8 protein-coding genes are annotated in these 9216 nt (G+C 65.1%); 6 read left to right on the plus strand and 2 right to left on the minus strand.

What is annotated here, in order from left to right:
• Nucleotides 1-65: 65 nt before the first annotated feature.
• From ACVOLV_RS16275 to ACVOLV_RS16300, 6 genes are all read left to right on the plus strand, one after another.
• Nucleotides 66-761, plus strand: a complete 696-nt coding sequence (locus ACVOLV_RS16275; protein ID WP_481555292.1) for an RDD family protein — start codon at nucleotides 66-68, stop codon at nucleotides 759-761.
• Nucleotides 758-1750, plus strand: coding sequence for a stage II sporulation protein M (locus ACVOLV_RS16280; protein WP_481555293.1), 993 nt, complete (start codon nucleotides 758-760; stop codon nucleotides 1748-1750). Before ACVOLV_RS16275 ends, ACVOLV_RS16280 begins: the two co-directional genes overlap by 4 nt.
• Complete coding sequence (locus ACVOLV_RS16285; protein ID WP_481555294.1) at nucleotides 1740-3329, plus strand: DUF4129 domain-containing protein; 1590 nt, start codon at nucleotides 1740-1742, stop codon at nucleotides 3327-3329. The genes ACVOLV_RS16280 and ACVOLV_RS16285 overlap by 11 nt, the downstream gene beginning before the upstream one ends.
• Nucleotides 3326-4474, plus strand: a complete 1149-nt coding sequence (locus tag ACVOLV_RS16290) for a DUF4350 domain-containing protein (RefSeq protein WP_481555295.1) — start codon at nucleotides 3326-3328, stop codon at nucleotides 4472-4474. The genes ACVOLV_RS16285 and ACVOLV_RS16290 overlap by 4 nt, the downstream gene beginning before the upstream one ends.
• The gene (locus tag ACVOLV_RS16295; protein ID WP_481555296.1) at nucleotides 4471-5502 is read left to right on the plus strand and encodes an AAA family ATPase; all 1032 of its coding nucleotides are present in this window, start codon (nucleotides 4471-4473) and stop codon (nucleotides 5500-5502) included. The genes ACVOLV_RS16290 and ACVOLV_RS16295 overlap by 4 nt, the downstream gene beginning before the upstream one ends.
• A gap of 280 nt (nucleotides 5503-5782) precedes the next feature.
• On the plus strand, nucleotides 5783-7081 hold the full coding sequence (locus ACVOLV_RS16300; RefSeq protein WP_481555297.1) for a DUF58 domain-containing protein: 1299 nt from the start codon (nucleotides 5783-5785) through the stop codon (nucleotides 7079-7081).
• 135 nt (nucleotides 7082-7216) lie between these two features.
• On the opposite strand, the gene ACVOLV_RS16305 is transcribed toward ACVOLV_RS16300, so the two are convergent.
• Together ACVOLV_RS16305 and ACVOLV_RS16310 are read right to left on the minus strand one after the other, a co-directional pair.
• Entirely contained in the window at nucleotides 7217-8404 is a 1188-nt protein-coding gene (locus tag ACVOLV_RS16305) for a glutathionylspermidine synthase family protein (RefSeq protein ID WP_481555298.1), read from the minus strand.
• A 4-nt stretch (nucleotides 8405-8408) separates the two neighbouring features.
• Nucleotides 8409-8975 (minus strand): DUF1190 domain-containing protein, encoded by a 567-nt coding sequence (locus tag ACVOLV_RS16310; protein ID WP_481555299.1) that lies wholly within the window; start codon nucleotides 8973-8975, stop codon nucleotides 8409-8411.
• Nucleotides 8976-9216: the final 241 nt, after the last annotated feature.

Here is a 9216-nt window from a genome sequence, read left to right on the forward strand (position 1 = left end):
CGGGCTGGACTCCGGGCTTCCATTGGCCGCTCGCACCACCAGCACCTCGTGTTGGAATCACTGCAATGAGCACAGCGCGGCCGATGCTGGACACCTACCGCGAGGTCATCACGCCGGAAGGCGTACCGCTGCACCTGCCCGCCGCGGGCCCGGTGCCGCGTGCACTGGCCTGGCTGATCGACCTGTGCGTACGCTTTGGCGTGCTGGCGTTGATGAGCCCGTTGCTGATCGCGTTGGGCGAATTCGGCAGCGGGCTGTATCTGGGGCTGATGTTCCTGATGTTCTGGGCCTATCCGATCGTGCTGGAGGTGTGGTTCGGCCGCACCCTGGGCAAGAAGGTGATGGGCCTGCGCGTGGTGGCACGCGATGGCGCACCGCTGGGCTGGATGCCTGCGATCGTGCGCAACCTGCTGCGCACCGTCGACGCACTTCCCTTCGGCTATGCATTGGGTCTGGTCAGCTGCCTGTTCGACGCGCATGGGCGCCGTCTTGGTGATCTGGTCGCGGGCTCGCTGGTCATCCACACATCTTCCCGCCCCGCTGCCGCACCGGCGCGTATCGATACCGTATTGGTACCTTCCCTGCCCTTGCAGCCAGGCGAGCAGGCGGCACTGGTCGCCTTCGCCGAACGGGCGCCGGCATTGTCAGCCGGGCGCCAGCGCGAGCTGGCCGATCTGGTCAGCGGACTCAGCCAGGAGCGCGGCCAGGCCGGCGTGCTGCGCCTGTATGCAATGGCCAACTGGCTGCTGGGGCGGCGATGAGACAGGAACAGTTCGTCACCCGCTACCAGCACGAATGGCAGCAGTTCGAGGACTGGCTGCAGCGCCATGGCGAGCGCTCACGCAAACAGCGCCAAGCCAACGATCCCACCCTGCTTGGCGATGAAACCATCCCGCAACGTTACCGCCGCCTTTGCCAGCAGCTGGCCTTGGCGCGCCACCGCGGCTACAGCCCACAGCTGGTGGAACAGCTGCAACAGCTGATGCAGCGCGGCCACAACCTGCTCTACCGCACACCGGCGCCGCGCTGGCAGCGTGCGGTTGAATTCCTGTTCGCCGATTTCCCGACCACCGTGCGCAGCCAGGCCGGCGCGATGTGGGTGGCCTGCGCGCTGTTCGTGCTGCCGCTGGCCGGCATTTTCGTATTGCTGCAATACAAGCCGGACCTGATCCACATGCTGATGGACCCCCACCAGGTCGCGCAGCTGGAACGCATGTACAACCCGGCCGCCGACAATCTGGGCCGCGACAGCGGCACCGACTGGGCAATGTTCGGCCACTACATCATGAACAACATCAGCATCGGCCTGCGCACGTTTGCAAGCGGCTTGCTGGCCGGCATCGGCACCATCCTGGTGCTGCTGTTCAACGGCGTCACCATCGGTGCGGTTGCCGGGCACCTGCAGCACATTGGCTACGGCGATCCGTTCTGGCGCTTTGTGGTCGGCCATGCGCCATTTGAGTTGACGGCAATCGTGATTGCCGGTGGTGCAGGCCTGCAGTTGGGCCTGCGCCTGCTGGCGCCGGGCCGCAAGCGCCGCATCGATGCCTTGATCGAAGGCGGCGTGATTGGTGCGCGGCTGTGCCTGGGCGTAGCCTTCATGCTACTGGTGGCCGCTTTCATCGAGGCCTTCTGGTCATCGATCGCGTGGGTGCCGATGTGGGGCAAGCTCAGCGTATCGGCAGTGCTGTGGACGGTCGTGCTGCTGTGGTTGTGGCGCGGCGGGCGTGGAGGCGGTCATGCGGATTGACCAACTCGATGTGGTGCTGCGTGCGCGCTCGCAGTGGGAGGCAATGGAACTGGGCACCGCCCTGGTGCGCCGCCACGCCGGGGCGATCTGGAAACCCTGGATCCTGCTGACCCTGCCCGTGTTTGCCCTGCTCAACCTGCTGGGCTGGTGGCTGGACAGCTTCTGGCTGTCCAGCTTGATCCTGTGGTGGTTCAAGCCGCTGTTCGAACGCATTCCGCTGTACGTGATCTCGCGCGGCGCATTCGGTGCCGAACCCAGCACACGCCAGACCCTGCGCGCGCAGTGGAACTGGGGTTGGCGCGGCATCGGCGCCTACCTCGGCTGGCGCCGGCTCAGTCCGGCGCGCTCACTGCTGATGCCAGTCGATCTGCTGGAAGGCGGCGATGCCGCACAACGGCGCGCGCGCCGGCATGCGCTGGGCGGTGCCAGCTACGGCCACGCCTCCCTGCTTACCTGGGTCTGCTGGCACTTCGAGACGATGCTGCAGCTTGCCGGTGTCGCCCTGGTCTTCATGTTCGTGCCGGTGGAACTGCTGTCCGAATCGTTGCGCGCCACCTGGGAACTGATTGGCGAGGACACCCCGGCATGGGCGTGGATAGGCTTCAACCTGCTGGCGTGGCTGGCCATGACCTTGATCAGCCCGTTCTACAGCGGCGCCGGCTTTGGCCTGTACCTCAACCGCCGCACCCAGCTGGAAGCCTGGGACGTGGAGATCGCCTTCCGTCGCCTGCGCGAACGCCTGGCCGGGATGGCACCCATGCTGGTGTTGTTGCTGGCCGTATTCGCGCTGCCGTCGCTGCAGGCACGGGCACAGGATGCGGCGGACACGGATGCCGGCAGCAGCCACGGCAATCACAAGACCGTAGTGCAGGCAGATGCTGCTCCCACCAGTGCAACCTCACCGCAGCAGATGTTCGGTGCTGCGCCGGCTGACACCGCCGGTTTCCGCCAAGCAGCTGCCCGCGCCTATGAAGATCCGCAGCTGGGCGCCAAGCGCAACGTGACCCGCTGGGTGAGGAAGGCTTCGGACAAGACGCCCGACGCCAAGGACGATAAGGACGGCCCCGATGCAGGCCCGATCTTCAATGCCATCGCCAAGGCGGTGGCGCTGATCGGTGAAAGCATCCTGTGGATACTGCTCGGTGTGTTGCTGCTGGTACTCGCGCTCACCGCACGCTGGTGGCTGCCGTGGTTCCGTGGCGATGGCCGCAGCACCCGCGAGGTGCACGCGCCGGCAACCCAGGAGGCACTGCTGCTGCCGGAAGTACTGCCGCCCGACATCCTCGGCAGCGCCCGCCGACTCTGGCGCGAGGGCAAGCCGCGCCATGCGCTGGCATTGCTGTACCGCGCCTCGGTGGAAGTGCTGGTCGAACGCGGCAACGTGATCCTGCCACCGGGTGCCACCGAGGCGCAGTGCCTGCGTGCATCGCGCAAGATGCCGCAGGAAGCCGACCGCAGCCTGTTCGCGCGCATGGTGCGCACCTGGCAGTACGCCGCCTATGCCGGCCGCCTGCCGAGCGATGAAGAATTCGAAACGCTGACCAAGGAACTGCAGCAGCAGTACGGGTGGCCGGCATGAACGCGGCGCTGCGTAATTCACTCATTGTGGTGCTGCTGTTGCTGACGGCGCTGATCGCATTCTGGTTCGTACGCAACTTCGAGCGGGCCAGCGAAGAGATCACCCTGCCCGCTTACGGCGAGCCGACCTACAACGCGCTATACGCGTTGCGCGAGACCCTGATCCGCGATGGCAGCAAGGCTGAAACCCGCCGCCAGCTCGATCTTCCGGCCATGCAACTGCAGCCTGGCGATACCGTGTTGATGCTCGACGACCCGCGCCTGCTCACTCCAACACAGGTGGAAAGCCTGCTGGACTGGCTGCAGTTCGGCGGCCACTTGGTGTTGCAGGCGCCTGACACCGACGAAGACCTCGATGGTGACGAACAAGGCCTGCTGGAACGTCTTGGCGTGGTCCCCAGTGAGGTCCCGGCGCGTTGCCAGATCTGGCAGGTGCCAGGCCAGGAATCGCACAACGAATTCTGCAGCGGCAACCGCTTCACCCTCGCCGAGAAAGCCCGCGCCGAGCGCCGCTGGACCGACGCGGGTGACGACGGCACCTTGGCGTATGCGCGCCTGCGCTACGGCTTGGGCCGGGTCGATGTACTGGGCAGCATGGACTTCCTGCTCAATGGCGGCGGCGAACGCGATACCGGCCTGCGCGACATCCCGCACCGCGATCTCACCCGCCTGGTGCTTGCACCCAACTACGGCAAGGGCACCACCCACCTGATCTATGCGATGGAGCTGCCATCGCTGTGGAAAACGCTGTTCCAGCGTGGCTGGCCAGTGTGGGTTCCGTTGCTGCTCGCGCTGCTGGCGTGGCTATGGATGCGCTGCCAGCGCTTCGGCGCTCTGCTGCCCTCGCCACGGGAAGACCGTCGCTCGCTGCTGGAACACGTACGCGCCAGCGGCGAGCACCTGCACCGCTACCGCAAGTCGCCGCTGCTATACGACGCCGTGCGCCAGGCCTTCCTCACCCGTCTGCGCCGTCGCGTGCCGGTGGCCGCCGCTTTGAGCGGCGATGCCCAGGCGCAGGCCATTGCCGATCACCTGCAGTGGCCGATCAGCCGCGTGCAGACTGCCTTGCAGATTCCCCCTTCGCAGGACGACATTGCCCTGCGTGACCGTATCCGCTTGCTCATCCAGATGAGAAACCAGCTATGACCGACGAGCTCACTCCGCCTGCCCTCCCCGGCGATGCACCCGCACCGACGCCCGCGCCTGTTCCCGCGCCGGTCAACACGGATCTGATTGAACGCGTCGAGCGCATCCGCGAAGCGGTAGGCCATGCCTTCATCGGCCAGAGCGACGTGCTGGACCAGATCCTGATCGCCCTGCTGGCCGGTGGCCACGTGCTGATCGAAGGCGTGCCCGGGCTGGGCAAGACGCTGCTGGTACGCGCCCTGGCACAGGCATTGGAACTGGACTACGCACGCGTGCAGTTCACCCCGGACCTGATGCCCAGCGACGTCAGCGGCCACGCCGTCTACGACCCCAAGACCGAGAGCTTCAAGATCCGTCGCGGCCCGGTGTTCACCAACCTGCTGCTGGCCGACGAAATCAACCGCGCCCCGGCCAAGACCCAGTCGGCGCTGCTGGAAGTGATGCAGGAAGGCCAGGTCACCATCGAAGGCAAGGGTTTCTCGCTGACACCGCCATTCCTGACCATGGCCACGCAGAACCCGGTCGAGCAGGAAGGCACCTATCCGCTGCCGGAAGCACAGCTGGACCGTTTCCTGCTGAAGGTGCTGATCGACTACCCGCAGCTGGAAGACGAAAAGCAGATGGTGCAGGCGATCACCACGGGCCGCACCGCCAGCGACTTCAACCTCAGCCAGGTACCGCGCGTACTCAGCGGCGCCGATGTAGTGGAACTGCAGAAGGCGGTAGCTGCGATCACCGTTGACCCGCAGGTGATCGATTACGCCGTGCGCATTGTCGCGGCAACCCGCAAGTGGCCGGGCATCGCCCTCGGCGCCGGCCCGCGCGGCAGCATCGCGCTCGTTCGCGCAGCACGCGCACAGGCGGTGCTGTCCGGTCGTGACTTCGTCACCCCGGACGACGTACGCGAGATCGCCAAGCCGGCATTGCGCCACCGCATCGCGCTGGCCCCGGAACTGCAGATCGAAGGCCAATCCGCCGACGACGCCCTGACCGCGCTGCTCGCCAAGGTGGAGGCCCCGCGCAAGTGAGCAAAGCGGCAAGCAGCGCCAGCACCTCAAACGAAGCCCGTGCTTCAGCCCCCGCCCTTGCGCGCGCAGCGCGAAGGGGAAGGTTGGGGAGGGATGCTTTCGCTTCTACCCCCGCCCTTGCGCGCGCAGCGCGGAGGGGAAGGTTGGGGAGGGGTGCTTTCGCTTCTACCCCCTCCCTTGCGCGCGCAGCGCGAAGGGGAAGGTTGGAGAGGGGGGCTTCGGCTCTTGCTGTTGCTCCTCAGCGCCAAACCCCAAGTCACCAACCAACCTGGCCCACGCAGTGAGACCCGCTCCCCTACTGATCACCCTGCTGGTGCTGTGGAGCCTGCTCGGCCTGCCAGTTGCCCTGCACTACCTGCCACTGCAGGCATGGACCATCAGCGCAGCGGCAATCGGCGTGCTCGCCTTGCTCGATCTCCTGCTGCTGTGGCGCAAGCCCAGCCCACAGGTACGGCGCGAACTCCCCGACTCCCTGGCCCTGGGCGTCGAGCGTGAAACCTGGCTGCAGCTGGATTCCTATGGCAAGCAACGCGTCGATGTATTCGACCTGCTGCCCGACGGCTGGAACAGCAACGGCCTGCCGCGTCGGTTGAAACTTGGCAAAGCCAGCGAAACCCGTTTCAGCTATCGCTTCACCCCGGCCAATCGCGGCACTTTCGTGTTTGATGGCGTGCATCTTCGCCTGCATTCACCGCTGCGCCTATGGCGGCAACAGCGCACTGTTGGCACGCCGCAAACCGTGCGCGTCTATCCCAACTTCGCCCCGCTTACCCGCTTCGCCCTGCTCAGCGCCGAGATGGCATCACGACTGGTAGGCGCACATCTGAAGCGTCGTCGTGGCGAAGGCACCGATTTCCATCAGATGCGCGAATACCGCGTCGGCGACAGCCTGCGCCAGATTGACTGGAAGGCCACCGCGCGCGCGCGCAAGCTGATTTCGCGTGAGTACCAGGACGAAAAGAACCAGCAGCTGGTGATGATGATAGATACCGGCCGGCGGATGATGGCCGACGAAGGCGGGTTGTCGCATTTCGACCATGTGCTCAACGCCTCGCTGGTGGTGTCGTATCTGGCGTTGCGCCAGGGCGACGGCGTCGGCCTGTTCGCCAGCGGTGGTGACAGCCGTTGGGTAGCACCGAAGCGCGGCATGGGCGCGATCGACAGCTTGTTGCGTGCCAGCTACGACCTGCAGCCCAAGCCGGTGGCCACCGACTATCTTGCTGCAGCCACGGAGCTGTCATTGCGGCAGTCACGGCGCAGTCTGGTGATGCTGGTCACCAACGTTCGCGACGAAGATATCGAGGATCTGTTGGCCGCCGTTCGTCTGCTGCAGAAGCGACATCTGGTCTGCGTGGCCAGCCTGCGTGAGCGCGAACTGGATCAAGCCTTTGCACGCGACGTGGAAACCGTGCCCGAGGCGATACAGGCCGGCGCGATTGCCACTTACCTGCAGCAGCGCAGCGATGCGCATGAAGTACTGCGCAGCCATCGCGTGATGGTGCTGGACGTCACCGCTGAAGAATTGCCGGCAGCGTTGGTTGAACGCTACCTCGCGGTAAAGCGCGACGGCCTGCTGTAACCGGCTTCGCGGCTCACGCCGCTCCTACAAAAGCTGCGCCATGTAGTGCCGAGCCATGCTCGGCAGGAGCATTACCGGTAAAGCCTCAGCCGAGCATGGCTCGGCTCTACAGTGGCATTCAGGCCCAACAGCCGCTTACAGATAAATCCTGGTCGTGCCCTGCGGCGCATCATCAATGATGGCGTGCGGCAGGAAACGAGCGCTGTCGCGGGTGATGCGGCTATTGTCTTCGCGAATGCCGACACCACAGGCGCGGTCACCCACCACCCAGCTGCCCACCAACGGATAGTTGCCATCAAACACCGGCAAGGCATGGAACGCCTGGCGGATGCTCGGTCCGTTATACGGCCCTTCGCTCTCCTGCCAGCTGCCGTCGCTCATGTGCATGGCCACATTGGCGCCTTCGCGCGAATGCAGTGGCTTGCGCACCCAACCAGCCGGCAAGGCACTGCCATCGTCGAAATAGGATTCCAGCAGATTCGGGTGGCCGCGATGGCGCTCCCACAACAACGGCAGGATGCCCTTGTTGCTCAACACCGCCTTCCACGCCGGCTCCAGCAACTGCACGCCCGAACGCGGCAAGGCCGCGCCGAACTCCTCGCGCATCAGGTCTTCCAACGGGTACAGCTTGAATAGACTGCCGATCACCACGTCGTCCAGATCGGTGAAACGGCCGTCAGCCGACAAACCGATGTCCTCGATGGCAATCGCCGCCGCGTGCAAGCCGGCCTGCGCCGCGCAATCACGCAGATAGGCCACCGTACCCTGGTCTTCCTCCGACTCACCCACCGCGCTGAAATACAACGGCGGCGGCAGGCGTGAGGTCAACTCGGCAAAACGCTCAACCAGGTTCTCATGGATGGAGTTGAACTGATCGGCCTGCTGCGGCAATGCGCCACGGTTGCGCTGATCTTCCAACCACTGCCACTGGAAAAACGATGCTTCGTACAACGACGTCGGCGTGTCGTAGTTGAGTTCGTACAGTTTGGCTGGGCCATTGCCGTCGTAGGCGAAATCCAAGCGGCCATACAGATGCGGATCACGGCGGCGCCAGCTTTCGGCGATCCAGTCACGGAACGCTTCGGGAATGGCCAGCTGCGCCATCAGCGCATCGCTGCCCACCACCTCACCGACCAGATCCATCGCCATCGCATGCAACTCGGCGCTGGGATCTTCGATGTCGTTTTCGATCTGGCGCAGGGTAAACGCGTAGTACGCGCTTTCATCCCAATACGGTGCACCGTCGATGGTGTGGAAGCGGAAGCCCGCTTCCGCAGCACGGGCCTTCCAGTTGCCGCGTTCGGCAATTGCAACGCGCTTCACTGCATCAACCGCCGACGCTGCTGCGGCCGCCGCTACGCGCACCAAAACCACCACGGCTGGCAGTGACGGCGCGGTTCGGGGTGGCGGTGACCGGCGCCAGGCCAGCCTTGCCAGCGCCGATGCCGCTACCGGTGTTCAAACCACCGGTGCCGCCCGGTGCGGCCGGCTTGGCCCAACCATTGGCGTTGTCCTTGAATGCAGGCTGCGATGCCGGCGGTGCGGCCACGGCGCCACGGCTGCCGTTGAGCATCTGCGACATGAAGAAGCCCATCATCATCGGACCGATGAACGAGGTGCCGGCGCTGGTGTGCTGCTGCACGCACTGCTCGGCCGGGTATTCCTTGGCGCACTCTTCCTTGCTGGCGTACTTGGGCGCGGCGTCGGCGGACTGCTTCTGCGCGGTGGCAAATGCCTCGCGGCAGCTGGACGGATTGCCGGTGGCTTCGCTGCAGGCTTCCACCGAGGTGTACAGCCCTTCCTGCACCTGCACCGTTTCGTCCTTCTGGCAGGCGGTCAGCAGCAGCGGCACGGCGCTCATCAGCACCAGTGCGGTGGCCTTGGATCGCTTCATGGTCGGTTCCCCGTCAATTTGATTCCCAATAATGCCCGATGAAGGCAGCGAGGCGGAAACCGGAAAACTCCTGAAACTGAATCGGATTTCAGCTGGTTCTTGGAAAGGCTTGGGCTGGCTGGGGTTTGGGTATTTTTTGTGCGCGTAGCTATTCAGCACGTGGGCGCAGGCGGCGCTTTGGATGAGCAAAATCCAGAGCCCCCTCCCCAACCCTCCCCTGCGCTGCGCGCAAGGGAGGGGG

The organism is Stenotrophomonas sp. STEN023 (assembly GCF_056760135.1).

Coding starts and splice junctions, on each gene's coding strand:
- ACVOLV_RS16275 (WP_481555292.1), top strand. CDS start 66: ATGAGCACAGCGCGGCCGATGCTGGACACCTACCGCGAGGTCATCACG.
- ACVOLV_RS16280 (WP_481555293.1), top strand. CDS start 758: ATGAGACAGGAACAGTTCGTCACCCGCTACCAGCACGAATGGCAGCAG.
- ACVOLV_RS16285 (WP_481555294.1), top strand. CDS start 1,740: ATGCGGATTGACCAACTCGATGTGGTGCTGCGTGCGCGCTCGCAGTGG.
- ACVOLV_RS16290 (WP_481555295.1), top strand. CDS start 3,326: ATGAACGCGGCGCTGCGTAATTCACTCATTGTGGTGCTGCTGTTGCTG.
- ACVOLV_RS16295 (WP_481555296.1), top strand. CDS start 4,471: ATGACCGACGAGCTCACTCCGCCTGCCCTCCCCGGCGATGCACCCGCA.
- ACVOLV_RS16310 (WP_481555299.1), bottom strand. CDS start 8,975: ATGAAGCGATCCAAGGCCACCGCACTGGTGCTGATGAGCGCCGTGCCG.